This is a genomic window from Streptomyces umbrinus, assembly GCF_030817415.1.
GTDB classification, from domain to species: Bacteria; Actinomycetota; Actinomycetes; order Streptomycetales; family Streptomycetaceae; genus Streptomyces; species Streptomyces umbrinus_A.
The window spans coordinates 3,581,546-3,606,762 of sequence record NZ_JAUSZI010000002.1 but is presented as its reverse complement, the minus strand read 5'-3'; the positions used below and the strand labels follow the sequence as shown (position 1 = coordinate 3,606,762).

Genomic DNA, 25,217 nt, shown 5'->3' with positions numbered 1-25,217 from the left:
CGTGCGCACGTGGGGACAGCACAGGGCCCCGGAACCGGCGCAGGGGTCCCGGGGCCCGGTCAGGGGCGGAGTCAGATCCGCCGCAGCACCGCCACGACCTTGCCGAGGATGGTGGCCTCGTCGCCGGGGATCGGCTGGTACGCGGAGTTGTGCGGGAGCAGCCACACGTGGCCGTCCTCGCGCTTGAAGCGCTTGACCGTGGCCTCGCCGTCCAGCATGGCCGCCACGATGTCGCCGTTCTCCGCGACCGGCTGGCGGCGGACCGTCACCCAGTCCCCGTCACAGATCGCGGCCTCGATCATCGAGTCTCCGACGACCTTCAGGACGAACAGCTCGCCGTCACCCACCAGCTGCCGGGGCAGCGGGAACACGTCCTCGACCGACTCCTCGGCGAGGATCGGGCCACCGGCCGCGATCCGGCCGACCAGCGGGACGTACGACGCGGCCGGCTTGCCCGCCGTGTCGGTGGGCTGCGCGGTGGACTGGTCGGACCCACGGACCTCGTATGCTCGCGGTCGGTGCGGGTCGCGGCGCAGGAAGCCCTTGCGCTCCAGTGCCATCAGCTGGTGTGCGACCGAGGAGGTGCTGGAGAGGCCGACGGCCTGTCCGATCTCCCGCATCGACGGCGGGTATCCGCGCCGCTGCACGGAGTCCCTGATGACCTCGATCACCCGGCGCTGCCGGTCGGTGAGTCCGGAGCTGTCCGCCCGGATACCTGGAGGTCGGCCCGGCAGGGAGCGTGTGGGCTTGGGCCCCTCCTGGTTCACTTCATTCATGGCATGCACCGGCTCAAATCGGCCCTGGGAGCGGTCCTGGGCAGTGATGGTGGCACTGTCTGCGGTGGTGGTCACGTCGGCCCCTCTCGTTCGTCTCCCTGCTGGACAACGGTAGTTGCTTTCGAAAGGTTGCGCCAAACACACGTTCGAGTGAAAAAGTGTGGATGGCCTGACGCGATCACGTGTCTGGGTGTATGGCTAACGCTGCACCGGGCGGACAAAAGCGCTCATTGCTGTACTCTTCACCGCCGGGGCGATGGCCTTGTGGGCCGGAGCGGGGCGAGGGCCAGTCTGCCACCAGGTGTCCCGTCGGCCGGGAACCGGCCCCCTGCCCCTGTGGCGCCCACCGTATCCCCGTACGCCTCTCACGGGTATGGCCGTGCGGCACATGCCAATACGGGTGCGACACGCGCACCGGGTGCGAATTTACGAGCCAATCCCCACATCTAGTGGTTGGATTGCAATAGCAGCCCAGAAGTTGTGGTCCCCCGGTCTTCCGGACCCATGGTCATCGCCTATGCTGGGGGCTGCTTCGAGGGGCCCAAGGGCCCTGACGAGGCTATTGAGTCGTGCTTGTGTGAGGAGGGTTGGAGTTCGATGCACTGCCCCTTCTGCAGGCACCCCGACAGCCGCGTCGTCGACAGCCGTACGACGGACGACGGTACGTCGATCCGCAGGCGCCGCCAGTGTCCCGACTGCTCCCGTCGTTTCACGACCGTGGAGACGTGCTCGCTCATGGTGGTCAAGCGGTCCGGAGTCACCGAGCCCTTCAGTCGTACCAAGGTCATCAACGGCGTGCGCAAGGCGTGCCAGGGAAGGCCTGTCACGGAGGACGCACTCGCTCAGCTCGGCCAGCGGGTCGAGGAGGCGGTGCGGGCCACCGGAAGCGCCGAACTGACCACCCACGACGTGGGACTGGCCATACTCGGCCCCTTGCAGGAGCTCGACCTCGTCGCCTATCTGCGCTTCGCGTCCGTGTACCGGGCGTTCGACTCGCTGGAGGACTTCGAGGCCGCCATCACTGAACTCAGGGAAGAGACGCAGCACCCCGCCGCGGCCGACGAAGACGCGGGCCAGGAGTGCCAGGGAATCGACCGCGGGTCCGGAGGGACTGTCGAAGTCCCCGTGCCCGCCAGCGCCGCCGACTGACGAGAGGGGCCTGCCCGGCCCGGACGGCGGCGACCACAGACCTGTTGCGAGCGGACGCGTACGCGGAGCTCGTGGCATTCAGACACACACCGTGCCACGGGAAGAACGAGGCACTTCTGGGCGTTTTAGCCCGATACAGGGAGGCGGCATGACAGAGACGGCGAGCGGTCCGGCACGGAGTTCCCGAGCCAAGGGGACGAAGGCGAACAAGGGCCTGCGCATCGAGCGGATCCACACGACCCCGGGCGTGCACCCGTACGACGAGGTCGAGTGGGCGAGCCGGGACGTCGTCATGACCAATTGGCGCGACGGCTCGGTCAATTTCGAGCAGCGTGGCGTCGAGTTCCCCGCCGAGTGGGCGGTGAACGCGGTCAACATCGTCACCAGTAAGTACTTCCGCGGCGCTGTGGGCACCCCGCAGCGTGAGGTGAGCCTCAAGCAGCTCATCGACCGCATCGTGAAGACGTACCGGAAGGCCGGCGAGGACAACAAGTACTTCGCCTCGCCCGCCGACGCCGAGATCTTCGAGCACGAGCTGGCCTACGCCCTCCTGCACCAGATCTTCAGCTTCAACAGCCCGGTGTGGTTCAACGTCGGTACGCCCCAGCCCCAGCAGGTCTCCGCCTGCTTCATCCTGGCCGTCGACGACTCCATGGAGTCGATCCTCGACTGGTACAAGGAAGAGGGCATGATCTTCAAGGGCGGCTCGGGCGCCGGCCTGAACCTCTCCCGGATCCGTTCCTCCAAGGAACTCCTCTCCTCGGGCGGCAATGCCTCGGGTCCCGTCTCCTTCATGCGCGGTGCCGACGCCTCCGCAGGAACGATCAAGTCGGGCGGCGCCACCCGCCGCGCGGCCAAGATGGTCATCCTCGACGTCGACCACCCCGACATCGAGGGCTTCATCGAGACCAAGGTGAAGGAAGAGGAGAAGATCCGTGCCCTTCGGGACGCGGGCTTCGACATGGACCTGGGCGGCGACGACATCACGTCCGTCCAGTACCAGAACGCCAACAACTCGGTCCGCGTGAACGACGAGTTCATGAAGGCCGTGGAGAACGGCGACAAGTTCGGCCTGCGCGCCCGCATGACCGGCGAGGTCATCGAGGAGGTCGACGCCAAGGAGCTCTTCCGCAAGATGGCCGAGGCGGCCTGGGCCTGTGCCGACCCCGGCATCCAGTACGACGACACCATCAACGCCTGGCACACGTGCCCGGAGTCCGGCCGGATCAACGGCTCGAACCCGTGCAGCGAGTACATGCACCTGGACAACACGTCCTGCAACCTCGCCTCGCTGAACCTGATGAAGTTCCTGAAGGACGACGGCCTCGGCCACCAGTCCTTCGAGGTCGAGCGCTTCTCGCAGGTCGTCGAGCTGGTCATCACCGCGATGGACATCTCCATCTGCTTCGCGGACTTCCCGACGCAGAAGATCGGCGAGAACACCCGCGCCTTCCGCCAGTTGGGCATCGGCTACGCCAACCTCGGCGCCCTCCTGATGGCGACCGGCCACGCGTACGACTCCGACGGCGGCCGCTCCCTCGCCGGCGCCATCACCTCGCTGATGACCGGCACCTCGTACAAGCGCTCCGCCGAACTCGCCGCGGTCGTCGGCCCGTACGACGGCTACGCCCGCAACGCGCAGCCGCACCAGCGCGTCATGAAGCAGCACTCCGACGCCAACGCCGTGGCCGTGCGAGTGGACGACCTGGACTCGCCGGTCTGGGCCGCCGCCACGGAGGCCTGGCAGGACGTGCTGCGCCTCGGCGAGAAGAACGGCTTCCGCAACGCGCAGGCATCGGTCATCGCCCCGACCGGCACCATCGGTCTCGCGATGTCCTGCGACACCACCGGTCTTGAGCCCGACCTCGCGCTGGTCAAGTTCAAGAAGCTGGTCGGCGGCGGCTCGATGCAGATCGTCAACGGCACCGTCCCGCAGGCCCTGCGCCGCCTGGGCTACCAGGAGGAGCAGATCGAGGCGATCGTCGCCCACATCGCCGATCACGGCAATGTCGTCGACGCCCCGGGCCTCAAGCACGAGCACTACGAGGTCTTCGACTGCGCCATGGGCGAGCGCTCCATCTCCGCGATGGGCCACGTCCGCATGATGGCCGCGATCCAGCCGTGGATCTCCGGCGCGCTCTCCAAGACGGTCAACCTGCCGGAGACGGCGACCGTCGAGGACGTCGAAGAGGTCTACTTCGAGGCGTGGAAGATGGGCGTCAAGGCGCTCGCGATCTACCGCGACAACTGCAAGGTCGGCCAGCCCCTCTCCGCGAAGACCAAGGACAAGGAGAAGGCCGAGGTCACCGCCAAGGCCGAGGAGACCATCCGTACCGCGGTCGAGAAGGTCGTCGAGTACCGCCCGGTCCGCAAGCGTCTCCCCAAGGGACGTCCCGGCATCACCACCTCCTTCACGGTGGGCGGCGCCGAGGGCTACATGACCGCCAACTCCTACCCGGACGACGGTCTCGGCGAGGTCTTCCTGAAGATGTCCAAGCAGGGCTCCACCCTCGCGGGCATGATGGACGCCTTCTCGATCGCCGTCTCCGTGGGCCTGCAGTACGGCGTGCCGCTGGAGACGTACGTCTCGAAGTTCACCAACATGCGCTTCGAGCCGGCCGGTATGACGGACGACCCGGACGTGCGGATGGCGCAGTCGATCGTCGACTACATCTTCCGCCGCCTGGCGCTCGACTTCCTGCCCTTCGAGACGCGCTCCGCGCTCGGTATCCACTCCGCCGACGAGCGGCAGCGCCACCTGGAGACGGGCTCGTACGAGCCGACCGACGACGAGCTGGACGTCGAGGGTCTCGCCCAGTCCGCGCCCCGCGCGCAGGAGCTGAAGGCCGTCGCCACGCCGAAGGCCGCGGTCGAGGCGGCCAAGCCCGCCCCGCAGCAGGCCCACACCAGCGCCGAGCTGGTGGAGATGCAGCTGGGCATCCAGGCGGACGCCCCGCTGTGCTTCTCCTGCGGCACAAAGATGCAGCGGGCCGGCTCCTGCTACATCTGCGAGGGCTGCGGCTCGACCAGCGGCTGCAGCTGATCCGCACCAGCAGTTGATCCACAAACCGTGAGGGGCGGTACGGCCATCGGCCGTACCGCCCCTTCGGCGTGCGTGAGCGCGTCGGGTCAGGACTCCTGGGAGCTGCCCATGATCCTGGCGAAGGTCGCCGGGTCGGCGTCGAAGCCGCGGATGTCCGACCGGAAGGTCCACTCTCCGGAGTCGTCGCGTACGAAGTCCGCGACCGTGGTGGCCGTCGACCCCGGAACGCTGCCGAAATCGCCTTCGGCCAGGACGTTGTAGCCCTCGCGGATCCGAAGGCCCGGGTTGTGCACGCCGACGAAGGTCGACCGTCCGGAGCGCTGCTGGATGGCGACGCCGACGACCACGCGCGCGTACCGCTTGTCGAGGCGGGTGAGCTCCAGGGTCATCACCTCGTCCCAGCCGAAGCCTTTGCCGTCCTTGCTGTCCCGGTTGAGATAGATCGTGCCGTCCGGCGAGCGGCTGTCGAAGTGCACTACGTAGTCAGGGTTTTTGTGTGTGTCGGTCGCGAGGTAGGTGGCGGCGACGATGTCGAGATCGGTGGCCGGTTCGCCTGCGGGACTGGGATCCCATTTCACCGAGATCTCGACCTTGTTGATGCCCTTGTTGAGGCCGTTCACCGGTTCTCCCCTCGTGGTCACCCTGTGTCGGGCGCCTCAACTGCCTGGCAGGTGAGGCGTGTTGCCCATCGTGCCACGCACATGGGGGCGCTCGGGCGGCCACAGTCCACCCGAGCGTGACCGACGCCACGTTCCTGGGCCGTACGATGGCGCGGTGCTGGTCAAGTGGATTCGCTGCACCGTGGTGGACCGCCGCGGTTTTGAACGGGGGCAGCGGAAATGGGCGGGACTTCTGGGGGAGCCGGGTTTCCGGGGGCAGGGCGGGGGCTGGAGCCGGGGAAGGCCCGGAGTGGCCCACATCTTCGCCTTCTGGGAGAGCCGTGCCTTCTACGACTCCTTCATGGCGCGCTCCCATGACCGGCTGGCCGCTGCCCAGTCGGGCACCTTCAAGGACGCGCAGAGCAAACTCTTCGATCACCGTTTCGACGTGAAGACCGGCTTCGAGCCGCGCTTCACGGAGACCGATCTGGTCCGGGTGGCGCACTGTCGCGTCCACGAGGAGCGCGCCGAGCACTTCGCGCTGATGCAGGAGAAGGTGTGGAACCCGGCGATGGCCGGCTCGCCCGGCATGGTGAGGGGTTTGTTCGGCGAGGCGCCCGGCCACGAGTTCCTGGTCCTGTCCATGTGGCAGTCGGCCGCCGAGCACGGCAAGTACCGGGCCGAGCGTGTGGAGCGGCTCGCCCTGCGGGCCCAGCTGGAGGCGGACGTCGCGGCGCTCACGGGCGACATCGTCCAGTTGGAACCGTCCTGGACGGTCTGAGACGCACGCGATTTATGTGACCTGTGCCGTATAGAGCCCGTACGAGTGCTCGATCGGGCGTAACTCGATCTAGGGTTCCGGTATGGCACGTCCACGGCGCATCGTCCTTGTCCGGCACGGCGAGTCGGTGGGCAATGCCGATGACTCGGTGTACGAACGCGAACCCGACCACGCCCTGGCGCTCACCGAGAAGGGGTGGCGGCAGGCGGAGGAGACGGGTACGCGGATCCGAGAGGTCCTCGGCGACGAGCGCGTAAGCGTTTACGTCTCCCCGTACCGCCGCACGCACGAGACCTTCCGGGCCTTCCACCTCGACCCCGGGAAGGTACGCGTACGCGAGGAGCCCCGGCTGCGCGAACAGGACTGGGGAAACTGGCAGGACCGGGACGACGTACGGCTGCAGAAGGCGTACCGCGACGCGTACGGGCACTTCTTCTACCGCTTCGCGCAGGGCGAGTCCGGTGCCGATGTGTACGACCGGGTCGGCGGCTTCCTGGAGAGCCTCTTCCGGAGCTTCGAGGCCCCCGATCACCCGCCCAATGTGCTTCTCGTGACCCACGGCCTCGCCATGCGGCTGTTCTGCATGCGCTGGTTCCACTGGACGGTCGCGGAATTCGAGTCTCTGGCGAACCCGGGGAACGCGGAAGTGCGCATGCTCGTTCTCGGGGAGGACGGCAAGTACACGCTCGACCGTCCTTTCGAACGCTGGCGTGATCCGGAACCGTACGGAGTCACCGGATAGACGCCTCACGGGTCCAAGTCGTCAAGTAGGCGGCACCGATGCCTCTGTAGCTTTGCCTGTTGTTCGATAACGGGCGCGAGGGAGTCTCGGTGGACGTGGTGCGGGTCATGGAGTTGCTGGCTGAGCAGGGAGTCACTGTCCTGTTCAAAGCTGATGCTGAGCGCATGCGTGAGGGCACAAGGCCGTGGACGTTCGTCGCGACCGGAGTCCCATTTCATGAGGACCTCCTGGTGCGCACGGACGCCGTCTCTGTGGAGGCATGCTTGGAGGTCTGCCTGCCTCAGCTGCGCGAGTACGGCCTGGTCATCCCCGAATGAAGGGCGCAGCATCTGCGGTCATGCAGCGGTCGCCTCGACTTCTGCCGACGGCATCGGGAAGGCCAAGGCCTCGTCGTAGCGATGTCCGTGCTGCATGCAGTGGGAGCTGGCCCACCATGCGGTTGAACAAGTGACGTAGGGCCGAGGCGTGCCAGTCGCCGTGCTTGTCGCGTCGTCGCCGGTAGTGAACCTTGGCTCCGGGTGATGCGGTGATCGCAGCGAAGGCCCACAGGTAGCCGGCATGGTTGAGCCGGTCGTTCTTCACGCGGCGGCGGGTGATGCTGGACTTCTTGCCAGGAACGGGGATGGCTGCGCTGATCACCTCGGGTGAGAGAAAATGGGGTGGGTGCCCCGGTCACGCCGATGGCTCTGCGATGCCGGTGAGCTCGTTTGTCCAGGATGGCAATGGGGGTCGCGCTGGGGACCACGGTTTGTTGCCAAGGCAGTGATCCGCTGCCGGGAGCACGCGTGTCAGATTCCGCTTCTTTCCCTGATCCCTCCGGGGTTCCCGCCAGGTTTTCGCTACGGGTGTTCAGGAGCGGGCGATGAGTCGGCAGGACGTGAAGGACGAGGTCATCCATCTGCGGTCCGCGGGAGTGGACCTGGGCAAGCGGTTCCTGCTCGCCTGCGTGCGCACGCCCAGTACGACTCGGGCGGGAACATGGAGCCTGGAGACCGAACGGTTCGGCACCACCCGGTCCGAACTACGTCGGCTCCTGGCCTGGCTGGTGGAACGCCAGGTCGACGTGGTGGTCATGGAAGCAACGGCCGACTACTGGCGCGGGGTCTACTACCTGCTGCAGCCGCAGCTGAACCTGATGCTGGTCAACCCCTCTCACCTGAAGGGGATCAGGGGCCGCAAGAGCGATCCGAGCGACGCCGCGTTCCTGGCCCGGGCCGGCGCGTCGGGAATGGTGATGGCGTCCTTCGTCCCCGGCCGCATGGTGCGGGAACTGCGTGACCTGACCCGGCGCCGCACCGAACTCCTGCGTTCTGCAGGCCGGGAGGTCCAGCGGCTGGAGAAGGAGCTGGAGGACACCGGGATGAAGCTCACCTCCGTGCTGACCGATGTGGCCGGGAAGACCGGACGGACGATCCTGGCAGCCCTGGTCGCCGGTGAACGCGACCGTGAACGCCTTGCGGATCTTGCCGTCGGCAAGGCCCGTGCCAAGATCCCCGCCCTGATCGAGGCACTGGACGGCGACTTCACCGACCACCACGCCTTCATGGTCCAGCACTACCTGGACGAGGCGGACCGGTTCAAGGAGACGGTCGCTGTCTTCGACACCCGTATCGCCACCCTGCTGAGCGAGCACGAGCACGACCTGGACCTCCTGGACACTGTTCCCGGCATCGGGCGCATGGCGGGCAGAGATCCTCTTTGCCGAAACCGGCGGAGACATGGGCCAGTTCGCCACGGCCCATCACCTCGCCTCCTGGATCGGGGTCTGCCCGGGGCAGAACGAGTCGGCAGGGGTGAACAAGTCCGGCCGGACCCGGCACGGCAACACCCATCTCAAACGCGTGCTCGGAGTCGCCGCGCTGGCCGCCATCAGAAGCCGGGACACCTATCTCGCCGTGTTCTTCCGCCGGATCTCGGCACGGCGAGGTGGCAAACGGGCACTGGTCGCGGTCATGCACAAGATCGCCATTGCTGTCTGGCACGTGCTCCACGACCACGTCCCCTACCTCGAGCTGGGCGCGGACTATTTCACCCGCCGCGATCCAGCACGCGCCATGCGCCGCATGCTGAAGGAAGCCAACACTCTCGGCCTGACCATCCGCTTCGAACCCGTCGCCACAGCCTGACCACCGAACTCAACCGCAGGCTCTTTTCGTGTCAGAGGCCGGGTGATGGGCGAGGAGCCCGCGTATGCCTTCATCAGCCGGAGTGGCAGAAGATGTCACGGTCCCAGAACTCGAACAGAACCAGCGGAACCACCTGGTGGTGCCGTATCCGGTAGCAACGAATTAGAGTGGCAGGGCGATGACCGCTGACTCCTCACCCGACGGGCGCCTGGACCGCGCCCTGGCCAGCCTGCGTGGACTCGCGGTCGGGGACGCGCTGGGCTCGCAGTTCTTCGTGCCCGCGAACTATCCACTGCTCAAGCGCCGCGGGCTGCCGCCCGGCCCCTGGCAGTGGACCGACGACACGGAAATGGCCTCCTCCGTAGTGGCCACTCTGTCCGTCCACCGACGCATCGACCAGGACGCGCTGGCCCGCTCATTCGCCGAGCACCACGACTTCGACCGCGGCTACGGCCCTGCGGTCAACCGGCTGCTGCGGCAGGTCCGGGAGGGCGGCGACTGGCGCGAGCTGGCCTCGGCCCTCTTCAAGGGACAGGGCTCGTGGGGGAACGGCGCGGCGATGCGCATCGCCCCCCTGGGCGCCTGGTACGCGGACGATCCGGAGCAGGCCACGCACCAGGCCGAGATCTCGGCGTACCCCACGCACCAGCACCGCGAAGCCGTGGTCGGCGCCATGGCGGTGGCCGCGGCGGCCGCGCTGGCCGCCGCACCGGGCGGCCCGCCGACCCCCGGGGCGCTGCTCGACGGGGTCATCGCCCTGGTGCCGCGCAGTGCCGTGGAAGCCGGTCTGCGGCGCGCCCGGGACATGCTCGACTACGGAGACACGACGACCGTCGCCGCGGTCCTCGGCTGCGGACGGCGTACGACCGCGCACGACACCGTGCCGTTCGCCCTGTGGTCGGCGGCGCGGGCCCTCGGTGACTACGAAGAGGGCTTCTGGGCGACCGCCCAGGTCGGCGGCGACATGGACACGACCTGCGCCATCGTCGGAGGCGTCGTGGCCGCGGGGAAGGCCGGGACGCCGCCCGCGGAGTGGGTGGAGCGGACCGAGGCGCTTCCGGAGTGGCTGTCGGCGAGGGTTGCGGGCCAAGGCTGTGGATTAGGGCGGCGGGACCGGGCTGCGGGGCAGGGCTGACGTTCGGCTGTCGGCGAGGGTTCTCTCCATGCCCGTTTCCTCCTGCCCCAAGCGTCTGCCACTGTCACAGCCCTGCCACAGAGAGCCGGTGACCGGCTGCGCCCCGTGTCCCACGGTTAACCTTTCCGCCACGCCGCCCGTTGATGATCACGGGCGGGCGCCGACGAGACACCGGTCCCTGGGCTTCCGCGGCGGCCACGAGCTGCGCTGCCCGGACCGGTCGGGAGGGGGTCCCGTGTCCGACACGCCGTCCGAGGCCGAGCCGAGAGGGCCGGCCTCGAAGGATTCAGTGGTGAAGCCAGGTGCCGATGCCGAGGAGCTTGAGGCACCCGAGGTGCCTGACGTACCGGAGGCGCCGGCGGACGAGGTGCCTGCGGCCCGTACCGGTGGCGCGCTCTCGAAGGGTGACTCCGTGCGGGGTGACTCCAGGGGGACCGGTTCAGGGGGGTCCGGTTCGGCCAGGGCCGGTTCAGGCGGGACGGGTTCAGGCGGGACCGCTTCCGAGAAACGCAAGGTCGACACGCGGAACGTCGACACGCGGAACGTCGACACGCGGAACGTCGACACGCGGAACGTAGACACACGGGACCTCGACGAGGACGAAGAGTGGGACGGCCCCGTCGTCGACTCCTGGTTCGCCGACGTCCAGGCGAAGCCCCCGGCACCCATCCGCGACGCCACGCTCTGGGCCGCCCTGGCCACCGGCGTCCTCAGCATGCTCCTGCTCGGAGACGGCCTGGCCCTCAACCTCCTGCTGGTGGCGATACCGGCCGCGCTGGGCGCGTACTACGCGGCTCAGGCAGCGGGCCGGCAGCCGCACCGCTGGACGCTGGTCTGGGGCGTGGGAGGGCTTGCGCTGCTGAGCGTGCCGGCGCTCCGCGACGCCGACTGGCCGTCGTTCCTCGCCGTCCTGGCCGCGGTGGCGGCGGGCTCGCTCGCCCTGCACGGAGGTCGTACCTGGACAGGAGTGCTGTTCGGCCCGATCGGTCTCTACACCTCGCTGGTCACCGGTCCCCGCTGGGGCTGGAACGGCCTGCGGGAGCGGTCCGGCGGCGCCCGGGGCAACGTGGGCCCGACGCTGCGCGCGCTCGCCGTTGCCGCGGTCCTGCTGGTGGTCTTCGGCGCGCTCTTCGCCGGGGCGGACGCCGCCTTCGCGGACCTGCTCGGCGGTCTAGTGCCGGACGCGTCGGTCTCCGGAGGGCCCTGGCACGTCGTCCTGTTCGTGATCGGTGTGGTCGGGGCGCTCATGGTGGCGCACACGGCCGCCGCACCCGTTCAGTGGGACCGTGTCGAGGTCCCGGCGGGCCGCCCTCGCGGACGTGTCGAGTGGGCGCTGCCCCTGATCGTGCTCGCCGCGCTCTTCGCGGTCTTCAACGCGGTCCAGCTCGCCGTCCTGTTCGGCGGCTACGACGCCGTACTGGAGAAGACCGGCCAGACCTACGCCGAGTACGCGCGCCAGGGCTTCTGGCAGCTGCTGCTGGTCACGCTGCTCACGCTGCTCGTCATCGTCTTCGCCCTGCGCTGGGCTCCTCGCGACAGCTCCGGCGACTGGACGCTGGTGCGTGCCGTCCTCGGAACCTTGTGTGTCCTCGCGCTCGTCGTCGTGGCCTCGGCGGTGCGGCGTATGGACATGTACGTGGCGGCGTACGGGCTGACGCGACTGCGGATCTCCGTGGTGACCGTGGAGCTCTGGCTCGGCCTGGTCATCGTGCTCATCATGGCGGCCGGCGTCTGGGGCGCCCGCTGGCTGCCGCGTGCGGTCCTGGCGAGCGCCGCCGCGGGAGTGCTCGCCTTCGGGCTGATGTCGCCGGACGCTCTGATCGCCGAGCGCAACGTTCAGCGGTACGAGGCGAAGGGCTCGTTCGACCTCGACTACGCGCGCGGGCTCTCCGCCGACGCCGCACCGGCTCTCGACAAACTTGACGAGCCACTGCGTTCCTGTGCCCTGCAGTCCATCGCGCAGGACCTGGAGGGGGCGGACAAGTCCTGGTACGCCACCAGCTTGGGCGAGGCGCGCGCCCGGGACATCCTCGACGGACGGCCGCTGTCCCCCGAAGCCGACTGGAGCGTGTGCAACCGACTGGGCACCGAGCTGGCGTACCGCTGAGGCGGGGGGCGCACACGGACCGCGTACACGCCTGCGAGGAATCCTCGTCGAGGGACACGGTTGAGGGATGCGAACGAGCGACAGGGCTGGACCGCCGTACTGAATACGGCGGTCCAGCCCTGTCGCTCGTTCAGCCCGCGGCGGGTCCGGCCCCGGCCGTGCCCGCCAGGGCGTCGAGGTCGCTCTTGCGGACCCGGATCACCAATGCGGCGACGGCCAGGGCGAGCACCGCCATCGCGACGGCCGGGATGAAGGCCGTGGAGATCCCCTGGGACAGCACCTCGTGGCTCCAGGGAGCGGGCAGCTGCTGGGTCCTGGCGAACTCCGCCTTCTGTTCGGCCGAGGCGGTGGCCATGAAGTCCGCGACCTGCTTCTCCGCCTCGTCACGGCTGGCCGTGCCGAAGACCGTGGTCAGGATGGAGAGGCCGAGCGAACCGCCCACCTGCTGCGTGGCGTTGAGCAGGCCGGACGCCGCGCCCGCCTCGTGCACGGCGACCCCGGAGACCGCGGTCAGGGTCAGCGTCACGAAGTTCAGACCCATGCCGAAGGCGAACAGCAGCATCGGACCGAGGATCCCGCCGACGTACGTGCTCCCGGGGTCCATGAAGGTCAGCCAGCCGAGCCCGAGCGCGACGAGGGCCGAGCCGACCATCATGAACGGCTTCGGGCCGAGCACCGGCAGGAACTTCTGCGACAGACCCGCTCCGACGGCGATCGCGACCGTCACGGGGAGGAAGGCCAGGCCCGCCTCGATCGGCGTGTAGCTCAACACGTTCTGCACGAAGAGAACGATGAAGAAGAACATGCCGAACATCGCCGCGGCCAGGCTCAGCATGATCACGTACGTACCGGAGCGGTTGCGGTCGGCGAACATCCGCAGTGGTGTGATCGGTTCCTTCGCCCGGGACTCGACCAGCGCGAACGCGGCCAGCAGGACCACCGCCGCGCCGAAGGAGCCGATAGTGAGGCTGTCCCGCCAGCCCTCCTCCGCGGCCCGGATGAAGCCGTAGACGAGCGATGCCATGCCGGCCGTCGAGGTCAGCGCGCCCGCTATGTCGAAGCGCCCCGGATGCCGTTCGGACTCGCTGATGTAGAGCGGTGCGAGCACGGCGATCAGCACACCGATGGGTACGTTGACGAAGAGCACCCAGCGCCAGTCGAGCCACTCGGTGAGCATGCCGCCGGCCAGCAGGCCGATCGCGCCGCCGCCGGCCGAGACCGCGGCGAAGACTCCGAACGCCCTGTTGCGCTCGGGCCCTTCGGGGAACGTCGTGGTGATCAGTGCCAGTGAGGTCGGTGACGCGATCGCGCCACCGACGCCCTGGAGGGCGCGTGCGGCCAGCAACTGCCAGGGTTCCTGGGCGAATCCGCCGAGCAGCGAGGCGAGCGTGAAGAGCAGGATGCCGGTCATGAAGACCCGGCGACGGCCGAGGATGTCACCGGCCCGGCCGCCGAGCAGCAGCAGACCGCCGAAGGTGAGTGTGTACGCGCTGACGACCCAGGTGAGGTCGGTGGTGGAGAACTCGAGCGCGTTCTGAATGTGCGGGAGGGCGATGTTCACAATCGTCGCGTCGAGTACCACCATGAGTTGGCAGGCCGCGATGACGGTGAGTGCGATGCCGGGATGCCCCTCCCGGCGGGCCGCTCCTGGCTTTGGTTCCTTAATCAACGGAGAGGTTGTCACAATCAAGTCCCCCACGAGTGCCTTAGTGAACGCTCGCGTTCACTGCCGCGTCAAACGGTAGTGAGTCCCCGACAGTGAACGCAAGCGTTCACTGAAGTCGCTGCCGCTTTGCGTCACTTGACCGCTTGCGGACCCTCCCGGTCCGCACGGCACGTATGCACGCGCGTGCGTGCCGCTTGCCCGCTCAGACGGAGACACGCTCATGGTTACTTCGAGTTGGACGGCCGCCTCCGCTCAGGCGGCCTCCCCGCGCCGCCGTGGTGCCGTACTCGAACGTGCGATCCTCGAAGCCGCGCTGGATCAGCTCAGTACGGTCGGCTGGAACGGACTCACGATGGAGGGCGTCGCCGCCGGCGCCCAGACCGGCAAGGCCGCGGTCTACCGCCGCTGGCCGTCGAAGGAGGATCTGGTCGCGGACGCACTCCGGGCGGGGCTGCCGTCACTTGAGGACGTGCCCGACATGGGGAGTGTGCGGGACGACCTGCTGGAGCTGTGTCGTCGGGCGCGTGAGGCGATGTTCTCCCGCCCTGGATTCGCGATGCGCTCGGTGATTCACGAATGTGACGCGGCGCAGGCCCAGCGCTTCCAGGAGGTGATCTTCGGAGGTGTCGTGGAGCCGACCATCCGGCTGCTCGGTGAGGTCGTCGACCGTGGAATCCAGCGGGGAGAGGTGCGGTCCGACGCGGCGAACTCGTATGTCTTCGACGCCATTCCGGCGATGATGATGTACCGGTCCAAGGTGTGCGCGAGTGAATGGAGCGAGCGGGACATCGAGGAGATGATCGACCAACTCATGGTTCCGCTGCTGCGGCCGACGAGTGTGTGAGCGGTCTCTGCGGCGGTGAGGCCGGAGCGCCGAGGTTGCCTGGGGAAACCTGGGTGTCGCGTGGGGTTCCGAGCGGCGTAGGCTGAGGGGGCCATGCCGTACGAACCCCCAACCCACACTGTCGAGCGCTCCCTGCGCGCCACGACCGGAGCGAAGGTCATCGCCGGTGTCGACGAGGTGGGGCGCGGCGCTTGGGCCGGCCCGGTCACCGTCTGCGCGGCGGTCACGGGCCTGCGCCGCCCGCCCGAAGGCCTCACCGACTCCAAGCTCCTGACCGTCAAGAGGCGCACAGCGCTCGCCGAGATACTGGCGAAGTGGGTGACGTCGTACGCCCTCGGGCACGCCTCTCCGGAGGAGATCGACGACATGGGGATGACGGCCGCGCTGCGGCTGGCCGCCTGCCGTGCCCTCGAAGCCCTGCCGGTGCGTCCCGACGCGGTCATCCTCGACGGGAAGCACGACTACCTCGGGGACCCCTGGCGGGTCCGTACGGTGATCAAGGGCGACCAGTCCTGCGTCGCCGTCGCGGCGGCCTCGGTGATCGCCAAGGTGCAGCGCGACAAAATGATGGCCGAACTGGGTATCGACCATGCAGACTTCGGTTTTGCGGCCAACGCCGGGTATCCGTCACCGGTGCACAAGGCCGCGCTGGAGATGCGGGGCCCCACCCCGTACCACCGGATGACGTGGGCGTATCTTGATGCGCTGCCCCAGTGGCGGCACCTCAAGAAGGTCCGCAGTTGGGCGGATGGAAGCGTTCCGGAGATCGAAGGGCAGCTCGGCTTCGATTTCTGACGGTTCCGCTCGCACTCATGTGCCACCCGCCGACGCGACTCGCACCGGCGTTTGATAAAAATCAGCTCATGCCTCTCATTCCCGAGGAGCCTCAGATTCACGAGAGTGCCCAGGGTCCCCGCGCCACTACGGCCACCGGCCGTACCGCGCCGACCCCCCGTCCCGTACCCGGACCCCGTCCCGTGGCTCCGCCGCGTCCCGGCCGTCCGGGTCCTGTCCGGCCTGCGCCGCCGGTGCAACGCGCGCCGCACGACACGGCCGTGGCCAAGCCGGGGCCATCCGCCCCGGCGGCCCCCACCGCCCCCTCGACTCCGCAGATCCAGCTGATCCCGGCCTCGGCCGAGGGCGCGCTGGACGCGGCCGAGGAAGCGGTCGACCTGCTCCTTGACTCGGGTCGCGTCCCCGGTGAGGTTCTGGTGATCACCACCGGCGAACCGCACCCGTGGGCCGCGCACGAGCTCTCGTTCGGCGAGGCCGCCTACTGGGCCCAGCACGACGCGGGAGACGACGTCTTCTACGCCGACGCGTCCGCCCTCGGCCGTGCCGCGTCCCGGCCCGTGGTCGTCGTCGCCGTCAACGGAGGACCTGACGCGACTGCCGCCACCGCCCTGCCGCTGGCTCTCCGCCGAGCCGGCACCCTGCTGATCGTCTGCGGGGATCCGCAGCAGATCAACTCGGTGCTGGGCGCGGGGGTCTGAGGACCCCCGTTCTTCTGGGGGTACTTGGGGGGTGGAGTGCCACTGCGGCCCAGGCTGCGGTGGCATGAGCACGGTGGACGGGCCGACGTGTGCCGGTACGGGGGACGTGCCGGCGTTGCTGTCATGGTCCGCGAGGTCGCCATGGCTGTTCAGCGTGGTCGTCGCACGTGCCTGAGGGGCTGTGCGGGTTCGAGAACGCGCGTGCGTGTCTCGGTGCCGTCAGGTGGGTGAGCTCGTCTCCGGGCGTGTGTCCTCCTGGTACGTGCTGAGCTCTGGTACGTGCTGAGCCTTTGCCCACGCTGAGGTTTGTACCCGGGTGCCCTTGTGCGGGTACGGGTGCTCCGGTCTGCCCTTCCCCTCGCAGCCTTCGGCCGACCGGTGTCGCGCCCGTCTCGCCTCGGCGAGGCCGGTGGTCCTCTGTGGCTGCGCGGCGGCCGGCGGGACCACTGCCGAGGGGCGGTCGGCCGGACGGACGGCCGACCTGTGCCTCGTCTGGCGGTCGCGGGCTCCGCCTCAGCGCGCCGCCGCGCGGCGCAGCACCTCCGAGGCCGAGCCACCGGTACGTGGCTGAATGGTCTCGACCGCGGCGAGGGCGTCCAGGGACTCCGGCTTCGAGTCCGCGCTCGGCCGGCGTCCGCCCCGCCCTTCGCCGAGCACCTGCCAGCCCTCACGCGTCAGCGTGATGTACGCCCCGCAACGCAGCCCGTGCAGCGTGCAGGCGTCTCGCAACCCCCACATCCACGCCCCGTCCTCCTCCGTCCATCGCCCGTCGCCCTCACGGCAGTAGAGCAGGACGGCCGTACGCACCGGTGTGCGGCGCCGCAGGTCGTGCGGGATGACCCGGCGCAGCTGCGCGAGCAGCGCGTTGCGGAACATCCAGCCGTCCGCCGGGGCCGGCCGTCGGACGAAGGACGCGCTGGCCCTGAGCCGTTCGTCCGGATCGAGGACGGCGACGATCGCGGTGTCCGGCCGGGGCAGATGCCGGGAGTGCAGCCCGCTGACGACTTCCCGGGGATTGCGCAGCAGCGGTATCCCCGCTGCGGCCCATTCGGCGGGTTCGAGCATCCGGGCGAGTGAGTTGGCGGAAGTGGCGGACGTCGACATCGATGCCGCCGAGGACGGAGCGAATCCGAAGGTCACGGTCCTCCCTTCGGCTACGCGCCCATACAACGGGCGGGGGTCGGACTTGGGGGAGCGCACCGCGGCACAGCCCGAACGGGCGGCCCAGGAAGGACCACGCGGGGCGCGAGGCCAATTCTTCCTGGCGAACTTGGTTGCGGCAACGAGCAATTGGGGCCACCGACCGTTATCCGGTGATCCGCCTCATATATCCCTGCCCGTTACCTCGAATGTCACGCTTGGATCAGGCTTGCACAGCAAGGACCAGCGGCAACACCCCCTGTGCACCGGACCGCCGGAGCAAACGCGCGGCCACGGCCAGCGTCCAGCCGGTCTCGGTCGAGTCGTCCACGAGCAGGACGGGGCCCTGGGCCTGGGCCAGCGTGGTGGCGAGACCTGGCGGCACCACGAGCGCCCCGTCGAGGGCCTTCAACCGCTGCGCGCTGTTGCTCCTGGAGACCTGCGCCGCCTCGTGTCCGGGGGCGTACTCGATGGAACCCAGCAGGGGCAGGCGTCCGACCTCCGCGATCCGCGCGCCCAGGGACTGGATCAGGCGCGGTCGGCCGTGCGAGGCCATGGTGACGACACCGACCGGGCGCGGCTGCGCGTCGGGGCTCCCCGAGGCCCAGCCGCCCGGACCCTTCGCCCAGTCGGCCAGCACACCGACCACGGCCTTCGCCACATCGTCCGGAACGGGCTCGTCAGGGGCCTGGGGCGAGAGCATCGGCCGCAGCCGGTTGCCCCAGCCGATGTCCGAGAGTCGGCCCAACGCCCGCCCGGACGCTGCCTGTTCACCGGCCGGAATGCGCCCCTTCAGATCGACACCGACCGCAGGCAGGCCCGTCGGCCACATCTTCCGGGGCTCGACCTCGACACCCGCCCGGCCCAGCTCGCCACGCGCGGAGTCCAGGGACGACGAGGACACGGCGTCGGTGAACCGGGGCCCCGCGCACATGTCGCAGCGACCGCACGGAGCGGCTCCCTCGTCGTCCAGCTGGCGCCGCAGGAACTCCATTCGGCATCCGGTCGTCGTCACGTAGTCACGCATCGCCTGCTGCTCTGCCGCACGCTGCTTGGCGACCCAGGCATAGCGCTCGGTGTCGTACGTCCACGGGTCGCCCGTGGAGATCCAGCCGCCCTTGACGCGGTGCACCGCGCCGTCCACGTCCAGGACCTTGAGCATCGTCTCCAGACGTGACCTGCGCAGCTCCACCAGGGGTTCGAGCGCGGGCAGGGACAGCGGCCGACCGGCCTGGGCGAGAACGTCCAGGGTGCGCCGGACCTGCTCCTCCGGAGGAAAGGCGATCGACGCGAAGTACTGCCAGATCGCCTGGTCCTCCTTGCCCGGCAGGAGCAGCACCTCGGCATGCTCCACCCCGCGCCCCGCACGGCCGACCTGCTGGTAGTACGCGATGGGGGAGGACGGCGACCCCAGGTGCACCACGAACCCGAGGTCGGGCTTGTCGAAGCCCATGCCCAGCGCGGACGTGGCCACAAGGGCCTTGACCCGGTTGGCGAGCAGATCCTCCTCGGCCTGCTGACGGTCCGCGTTCTCCGTCTTCCCGGTGTACGAGGCCACTGTGTGCCCGCACTGCCGCAGGAACGCGGTGACCTCCTCGGCCGCGGCCACCGTGAGCGTGTAGATGATTCCGGAGCCGGGGAGCTCGCCCAGATGCTCGGCCAGCCAGCCCATCCGGTGTGCGGCATCGGGCAGCTGCAGCACACCGAGGCTCAGGCTCTCCCGGTCCAGCGGGCCGCGCAGGACGAGAGCGTCCGTGCTGCCGCCTGTGCCCAGCTGCTCGGCGACATCGGCCGTCACGCGCGCGTTGGCCGTGGCGGTGGTGGCGAGGACCGGGACGCCCGGCGGGAGATCCGCGAGCATTGTGCGCAACCGCCGGTAGTCCGGCCGGAAGTCGTGGCCCCAGTCGGAGATGCAGTGTGCTTCGTCGACCACGAGGAGGCCGGTCGCTGCGGCGAGCTTGGGCAGCACCTGGTCGCGGAAGTCAGGATTGTTGAGCCGCTCGGGGCTCACCAGGAGGACGTCCACCTCGCCCGCTGCCACCTCGTCCTGGATCGTGTCCCATTCCTCCGTGTTGGACGAGTTGATGGTCCGCGCCCGGATGCCGGCGCGCGCGGCTGCCTCGACCTGGTTGCGCATCAGGGCGAGGAGTGGGGAGACGATGACGGTGGGGCCCGCGCCCTGCTCCCGCAGCAGCGCCGTCGCCACGAAGTACACGGCGGACTTGCCCCAGCCGGTGCGCTGCACGACCAGGGCTCTGCGCTTGTCGGCGACCAGTGCCTCGATGGCGCGCCACTGGTCCTCGCGCAGCCGGGCGTCACCCGCCGGGGCGCCGACGAGGCGGGCGAGGACAGTGTCGGCCGCGGTGCGCAGCTCTGCGTTGCTCATGGCCCCATGCAACCCGATGGGTCGGACATCACGCGAATGAGGCGGTCAGCCTGTGGACAAGTTCTGACGTGATCATGGTCGTGGTTATCCACAGGTCAAAGCGGAACGTCGGGATCCGCGGGATGGTCACGGCATGACGAATCACAGCGAAGCGGCCGGGAATCCCGGTGACGGTGACGGTGACATGGGTGGGTGCGGCGAGCGCGACGGGCTCGGCGGGCTTGAAAGGGCCGACGGGTTTGGAGGGTCCGACGCGCTCGGAGGATTTGGAGGGCTTGGAAGGAGCGGTGGCGTGGGTGGTGAGCATGGCCAAGTCGGTGGGGGCGATCGCGAAGCGCGTGGCAGGCAGGGCGAAGCCTGTCGCGGACGTGGGTCAGGGCTTGGCGGGCACGGTTCAGGGCGTGGCGGACAGGGCTCGGAGCACGGTGGAGATGGTCCAGGTCGCGGTGGGCGCGGCTCAGAGAGCGGGGGGCATGGCTCGGGGAGCGGAGGACACGGCTCGGGACCGGGCCTGGGCGCACGGGGTGGGGGCCGTGGACGTGAAAGCCGGGTTGGCCCCGCACACGGCGCGTCCGGCGTCCCGTTCGCCGAGCATCAGGTCACGCTCCGTACTCCCGCCGAGCTGGCAGACGCGCTGCCGTACCTGCTCGGATACCGGCCCGAGGACAGCATCGTGCTCGCCGCCCTGCACGACAGGGACGGGCGTGGCAGGTTCGGCGGACGGGCCCGGCTCGGCATCCCGGGCAACGCGGACGACTGGGCGTCCGTCGCCCGGCAGCTGACTGAAGGACTCGTGAAGGGCAGCGAACGCAGGGGCGCGCTGCCCGAGAGCATCGTCGCCTTCCTCTGTCAGGACCCCAAGGACGGAGAGTCGGCCCGGGACGTCATGGAACGACTGCGGCCACTCGCGCAGTTGCTGCGCACGGCCTGCGGTGCCCTGGACGTTCCCGTGATCGAGGCCCTGTGCATCTCGGACGGCCGCTTCTGGTCCTACTGCTGCCCCAGCGCGCAGTGCTGCCCGTCCGACGGGACACCCATGGGGTTGCCCGGCACGTCCGTGCTGGCCGCCGCGGCCACCTACGCGGGTCTCCAGATTCGGGGATCCCTGCGGGAGTTCAGGGCGAGGCTCATTCCGTGGGAGACCGCAGCCGCACTGGAGCAGGAGTCCGCGCTCAACGCGGTGAGCATGGCGCTGATTCCGCGAATCCTGGACGACGAGAGCCGCACAGTCGTAGCGACGGAGACCTTGGACCTGGCTCATCGGGTCATGCGCCGGTTCGCCGATTCCACGTCTGCGGCCGGTGTGACGGGTGGTTCCGGTGTACTTGCTGTGTCCGGTGCGGCAGGTATGTCCGGTGCCCTGTCGGCGGATCTCCGGGACGACGAACTCCTGCGTCACGACGAGGCAGCCACCTTGATCCTCGGCCTCCAGGACCGAACGACGCGCGACCGGGCGGCGGAGTGGATGGAGGGCGACGAGGCCGGCCCGGCCCTCCGCCTCTGGCGGGCTCTGGCCCGCCGCTGTGTCGGGCCGTACGGCGAGCATGCCGCGGCGCCGCTCACACTCGCGGGGTGGGTCGCGTGGTCCTCGGGTGACGAGCTGGAGGCCCGCGAAGCCCTGGCGATGGCGCTCGGCGCGGATCCGGGATACCTGTTCGCTCGCCTTCTCCACCAGGCGTGCAACGAGGGCCTGGATCCGGAGTCGATTCGCCGCTGTCTCCGCAAGGAGCGGGTGGGTCGTGCTGACGCGGAGGCGATCGGGTCCTCGGTGCCCTCGGTGCCCTCGGTGCCCTCGGTGCCCTCGGCGTCTGCGGCGTTCTCGGTCGACGCCGACGGATCGCCCGGGCCCGCCTCTACATCGTCGACACGGGTGGCTTCCCGTCGCCGACGCAAGCCGCGGTCCACGGGGAGCGCGGGGAGTGCGGGGAGCCGACCGGGTTCCCGGTCCTCCGGAACCGTGGGCACACGCCGTCCCCGGTCCACCGCCGACGGCTCCCCGACGCCGGAAGCAGCCACCCGGGCCGGTGACGGTACTGGCGGCGGCACCCGGTCCCGCCGAGGCGCCGGCCGACATGGGACGAAGCAAGGCGACACATGAGGGCGGGGGAGCGGTGCCGCGCGAGTTGGGCGACTCGGCTCGGATGGTCGGCATGGCTGCTTCGGGTGGTGGCTTGGGGGTTGGCGGGGCTCGGGTTGGTGCGGGCGTCTGCCGGACTTGGGGCGATGTGGCGTGGGGTGAGTGCTCGGGTCCCGGGAGTGGTTGTGCCCGGGAAGGGCGGGACTTCTGAGGAGACTCCGGGGCGGGCTGGACGGAGTCTGCCTCTGCCCCGAGGTCGGCTGGCCGAAGAAGCATCAGGCCCGGGGCGCCAGCCGGAAGAAGCATCAGGCCGGGGCCGGGCGTTGGGAGGCATACCCGGCCTGGGCAGATTGCAGGGAGGCGCGGCTGGCCCGAGCCGACCGTCGGGAGGTGCATCCGACGGGAGCCGCCGGTTGGAAGGCGTGTCCAACCCGAGCCGTCGGTTGGAAGGCGCGGCCGACCCGAGCCGTCGGCCGGACGACACCTGCGGTCCGAGCGGCCTGCCGGAGGCGAGCGGCGTAGCGCTCCGCGAGGCGGATGACCTTGCCCGGTTCCGGACCGCCGGATGCGGTGACCAGCGACGAAGCGGTTGTTGCGCCACTCGCCCTCGTCGGCCTCCGCATGGGCCCTTCCCGGCCGGAACTCCGGACTGGGACGACCGCCCGCATGCGACAGCCGATCTGCATGTGTGCCACCCCCAGGCCGGCGTCCTCCGTGTATGCCACGCCCACACCGGCGTCTCCCCGGTTCTCGACCGAACGTGCCCAAGTGCGCCGTCAAGTCAGCCCCCGCACGTCCCCCCGCTCCGGGAAGCACCCGCGACCGCACTCCGGAGCCCCCCGCTCACCGCCAATCGGTCGGCTTCCGTGAACCGGGGCGTGACCCGGGACAGGCCCGTTCCGTTCACCTGAGTGGCGCAGCCCGCGGCCGGGCCGTGCCATCGCATCGAACCCGCCCTTCCGGAGCCCCCCACACGCAGCTGAGTGCGCACTCAGCGCACGGAGCACAGAAGAAGCCGCCCCATGCCCCTGCCCACCCAGTCCTCCACTCAGCACGACAATCACCCTCTGCTCCGCAGGCCCGCACAGCTCCCCATAACCCCCGGAGGTGCCACAACTCCGAGGGCACCCCTGTCCCTGCCGCACGCGACGGCGAATCTGCCTCCCGCGCACAACACGCTGATCTGCGTCGCGTTGCCCGGGCTCGCGATCTCCACGGAGCACGGCCAGCTGACCGGACAGGGGCTGGAGGGCTTCTACCGCGGTGGCCGACGCATGCTCTCCCGATGCCGACTGCGCGTCGCGGGGCGGGAGCCCCTCGCGATCCAGGCCCGGATGATCGCGGCCGACCAGGCCCGTTTCGTGGCGACGCTGAGCCTGTCCGCCGACGGCGGCCCCGACCCGGATGTCATTGTCGAACGGACGCGATACGCGGACGGCACGGAGCGGATCACCCTGCGCAGCGCGGCCCACCGCCATCTGCGCCTGCCCGTCGAGGTGTCGCTCGGCACGGACCTGGCGGAACTGGGCGCGGTCGCCTCCGGGCGGGCCGGTCCCGACCTGCCTGCCAGCGTTCACGACTCGGGCATGCGGTGGTCCTGTGCCACCGGGCACTCCGTCGTCACGGCCAATCCGCCGCCCTCGGACGCGCTGGCCTCCGCGGGGCTTCTCCGATGGGAACTCGAACTGCCGCCCGGGGACACCCGAAGCGTGGAGCTGAGGGTACGGCCGACCGGTGCGGGTCCCATCCGGGCCGTCGCGCGCGCGGCCACGAGCCTGTTTGCCCAGGCACGGGCCGTGAGCGACGACCCGAGGGTCGAGGCACTCCTGCGCACGAGCATCGAGGACCTCCAGGCCCTGCTGCTGCGTGACCCGGTGCATCCGTCCGACAGCCACCTCGCGGCCGGCGCGCCCTGGCGCTGCGGCATGGCACCGGCCGACGCGCTGGCGGCGGCGCGTATGACCCTGCCGTTGGGCACCCGGCTCGCCGAGGGCACCCTGCGCACCCTCGCACGCACCCAACTGGTGGGCGCGGGGCCGCGATCCGGACTGCTCCCCGGGCCACGTCGGCACGCCGGTACGCATCTGCCACCGAGCTGCACGGGCGAAGAGGCGACCCTGCTGTTCCCCGTCGTTCTCGCGGAGGCCAGGCGCTGGGGGCTCCCCGAACAGGAGACCGAGGAACTGCTCCCTGTGGCCGAGCGCTGCCTGCAGTGGCTGCGGACGGCGGTCGGCAACGGTACGTATCTGTCCGCCCCGCACCCCGGTGGACCGTGGCGCTGCGAGACCCAGGCGCACGCCCACCGGGCCGCGCTGCTGGGCGCCGATCTCCTCGACGCGTACGGCAGGGGAGGCGGCCCCGAGCTGCGCGGGTGGGCTCGCGGGATGCGGGCCGCGTTCCAGGAGGACTTCTGGATCGAGGACAGGGGAGGCGGCAGGCCGGCCGCGGCCCGCCTGCCGGACGGGCGGATCGTGCCGCACCTCGGCGCGGCCGGCGTGCACCTCCTGGACACCGGGCTGCTCGGCGTGGGCGCCCCGGCCCAGGGGCTGCTCGACAAGGTGCAGACGGAACAGCTGGCGCGGCTGCTCGGCGGGCCCGCCATGGACTCGGGCTGGGGACTGCGCAGCCTCGGCGCGAAGGAGGCGGCGTACAACCCGTTCGGGCATCGAGGCGGGGCCGTGCGGGTCCACGAGACGGCTGTCGCCGTCGCGGGACTGGCCGCCGCGGGCTACGAAAAGGAGGCGAGCTCACTGCTGCGGGGCGTCCTGTCGGCGGCAGAGGCCTTCGGGCACCGGTTGCCGGAGATGTACGCGGGGGAGCAGCGCACGCAAGGCGGCGCCCCGCTCCCACATCCGGCAGCCTGTCGGCCTGCGGCCACGGCCGCGGCCGCCGGGATCCTTCTGCTCACCACCCTCGCCGGAATCCGTCCGGACGCCCCTGCCGGAACCGTGACGCTGCGGCCGATCCGTGGCGCGCCCCTGGGCGAGATCGGGCTGACCGGCCTGCGTGTCGCGGGCGCCCCCTTCTCCGTACGGGTCAGCAGGCTCGGCCTGGCCATGGTCGAGGAGGCTGCCGACGGGCTCCAGCTCGGAGTGTGAGCGGGCGGAAGCCGACGCGGGATTGGGCGGCGGTGTCCCCGGCGCCCGTACCGGA

The 25,217-nt window shown here is 69.9% G+C and carries 19 protein-coding genes and 2 pseudogenes; 14 read left to right on the top strand and 7 right to left on the bottom strand.

The genetic code is table 11. From position 1 onward, the window contains the following. Positions 1 to 71: 71 nt before the first annotated feature. Positions 72 to 851 (bottom strand): transcriptional repressor LexA, encoded by a 780-nt coding sequence (gene lexA / locus QF035_RS15815; protein ID WP_055617269.1) that lies wholly within the window; start codon positions 849 to 851, stop codon positions 72 to 74. 522 nt (positions 852 to 1,373) lie between these two features. Between lexA and nrdR the strand changes: the two genes are divergently transcribed. Next, entirely contained in the window at positions 1,374 to 1,925 is a 552-nt protein-coding gene (nrdR, locus tag QF035_RS15810; protein ID WP_307520978.1) for a transcriptional regulator NrdR, read from the top strand. A gap of 148 nt (positions 1,926 to 2,073) precedes the next feature. Further along, a complete protein-coding gene (locus tag QF035_RS15805) occupies positions 2,074 to 4,968 on the top strand; it encodes a vitamin B12-dependent ribonucleotide reductase (protein WP_307520977.1) in 2,895 nt (964 codons plus the stop codon). Positions 4,969 to 5,054: 86 nt separating this feature from the next. Here the strand turns inward: QF035_RS15805 and QF035_RS15800 are convergent, their stop codons facing one another. Then, positions 5,055 to 5,588 (bottom strand): TerD family protein, encoded by a 534-nt coding sequence (locus tag QF035_RS15800; RefSeq protein ID WP_307520976.1) that lies wholly within the window; start codon positions 5,586 to 5,588, stop codon positions 5,055 to 5,057. A gap of 154 nt (positions 5,589 to 5,742) precedes the next feature. Between QF035_RS15800 and QF035_RS15795 the strand changes: the two genes are divergently transcribed. From QF035_RS15795 to QF035_RS15785, 3 genes are all read left to right on the top strand, one after another. Beyond that, a complete protein-coding gene (locus QF035_RS15795) occupies positions 5,743 to 6,348 on the top strand; it encodes a YdbC family protein (RefSeq protein ID WP_055617265.1) in 606 nt (201 codons plus the stop codon). An 82-nt stretch (positions 6,349 to 6,430) separates the two neighbouring features. Further along, the gene (locus QF035_RS15790; protein WP_307520975.1) at positions 6,431 to 7,090 is read left to right on the top strand and encodes a histidine phosphatase family protein; all 660 of its coding nucleotides are present in this window, start codon (positions 6,431 to 6,433) and stop codon (positions 7,088 to 7,090) included. 59 nt (positions 7,091 to 7,149) lie between these two features. After that, positions 7,150 to 7,407 carry a hypothetical protein gene (locus tag QF035_RS15785; protein WP_307520974.1) on the top strand — a complete coding sequence of 86 codons (258 nt, stop codon included), beginning with the start codon at positions 7,150 to 7,152 and terminating at the stop codon, positions 7,405 to 7,407. A gap of 18 nt (positions 7,408 to 7,425) precedes the next feature. On the opposite strand, the pseudogene QF035_RS15780 reads toward QF035_RS15785, so the two are convergent. After that, positions 7,426 to 7,702, bottom strand: a pseudogene (locus QF035_RS15780) (IS110 family transposase); the annotation flags it as partial. Between the two features lie 250 nt (positions 7,703 to 7,952). Here QF035_RS15780 and QF035_RS55775 point away from each other — a divergent pair. The 4 genes and pseudogenes from QF035_RS55775 to QF035_RS15760 all read left to right on the top strand — a co-directional run. Beyond that, a pseudogene (locus QF035_RS55775) lies at positions 7,953 to 8,711 on the top strand (IS110 family transposase); the annotation flags it as partial. Positions 8,712 to 8,748: 37 nt separating this feature from the next. Further along, positions 8,749 to 9,216: a transposase gene (locus QF035_RS15770; protein WP_444968450.1), complete on the top strand. Its 468-nt coding sequence runs from the start codon at positions 8,749 to 8,751 to the stop codon at positions 9,214 to 9,216. Between the two features lie 178 nt (positions 9,217 to 9,394). Beyond that, positions 9,395 to 10,351 carry an ADP-ribosylglycohydrolase family protein gene (locus QF035_RS15765; RefSeq protein ID WP_307520969.1) on the top strand — a complete coding sequence of 319 codons (957 nt, stop codon included), beginning with the start codon at positions 9,395 to 9,397 and terminating at the stop codon, positions 10,349 to 10,351. 292 nt (positions 10,352 to 10,643) lie between these two features. Continuing rightward, positions 10,644 to 12,458: a DUF4153 domain-containing protein gene (locus tag QF035_RS15760; RefSeq protein ID WP_373466661.1), complete on the top strand. Its 1,815-nt coding sequence runs from the start codon at positions 10,644 to 10,646 to the stop codon at positions 12,456 to 12,458. 130 nt (positions 12,459 to 12,588) lie between these two features. Here QF035_RS15760 and QF035_RS15755 read toward each other — a convergent pair whose 3' ends face one another. Then, entirely contained in the window at positions 12,589 to 14,142 is a 1,554-nt protein-coding gene (locus QF035_RS15755; RefSeq protein WP_307520968.1) for an MFS transporter, read from the bottom strand. A 202-nt stretch (positions 14,143 to 14,344) separates the two neighbouring features. Between QF035_RS15755 and QF035_RS15750 the strand changes: the two genes are divergently transcribed. From QF035_RS15750 to QF035_RS15740, 3 genes are all read left to right on the top strand, one after another. Further along, positions 14,345 to 14,968 carry a TetR/AcrR family transcriptional regulator gene (locus tag QF035_RS15750; RefSeq protein ID WP_189841090.1) on the top strand — a complete coding sequence of 208 codons (624 nt, stop codon included), beginning with the start codon at positions 14,345 to 14,347 and terminating at the stop codon, positions 14,966 to 14,968. 93 nt (positions 14,969 to 15,061) lie between these two features. Continuing rightward, on the top strand, positions 15,062 to 15,763 hold the full coding sequence (locus tag QF035_RS15745; RefSeq protein WP_189841091.1) for a ribonuclease HII: 702 nt from the start codon (positions 15,062 to 15,064) through the stop codon (positions 15,761 to 15,763). A gap of 68 nt (positions 15,764 to 15,831) precedes the next feature. Beyond that, positions 15,832 to 16,461, top strand: a complete 630-nt coding sequence (locus QF035_RS15740) for a hypothetical protein (protein ID WP_307520965.1) — start codon at positions 15,832 to 15,834, stop codon at positions 16,459 to 16,461. 513 nt (positions 16,462 to 16,974) lie between these two features. On the opposite strand, the gene QF035_RS15735 is transcribed toward QF035_RS15740, so the two are convergent. The 3 genes from QF035_RS15735 to QF035_RS15725 form a co-directional block, all read right to left on the bottom strand. Next, complete coding sequence (locus tag QF035_RS15735) at positions 16,975 to 17,601, bottom strand: hypothetical protein (RefSeq protein WP_055617258.1); 627 nt, start codon at positions 17,599 to 17,601, stop codon at positions 16,975 to 16,977. Between the two features lie 223 nt (positions 17,602 to 17,824). After that, positions 17,825 to 19,987 carry a RecQ family ATP-dependent DNA helicase gene (locus tag QF035_RS15730; protein WP_307520964.1) on the bottom strand — a complete coding sequence of 721 codons (2,163 nt, stop codon included), beginning with the start codon at positions 19,985 to 19,987 and terminating at the stop codon, positions 17,825 to 17,827. Between the two features lie 28 nt (positions 19,988 to 20,015). Further along, complete coding sequence (locus tag QF035_RS15725) at positions 20,016 to 20,294, bottom strand: hypothetical protein (RefSeq protein WP_307520962.1); 279 nt, start codon at positions 20,292 to 20,294, stop codon at positions 20,016 to 20,018. Positions 20,295 to 20,498: 204 nt separating this feature from the next. Here QF035_RS15725 and QF035_RS15720 point away from each other — a divergent pair, with 204 nt between their 5' ends. Further along, entirely contained in the window at positions 20,499 to 22,085 is a 1,587-nt protein-coding gene (locus QF035_RS15720) for a DUF4192 domain-containing protein (RefSeq protein ID WP_307531147.1), read from the top strand. A 1,001-nt stretch (positions 22,086 to 23,086) separates the two neighbouring features. Then, positions 23,087 to 25,162: a glycogen debranching N-terminal domain-containing protein gene (locus tag QF035_RS15715; RefSeq protein WP_307520961.1), complete on the top strand. Its 2,076-nt coding sequence runs from the start codon at positions 23,087 to 23,089 to the stop codon at positions 25,160 to 25,162. Positions 25,163 to 25,217: the final 55 nt, after the last annotated feature.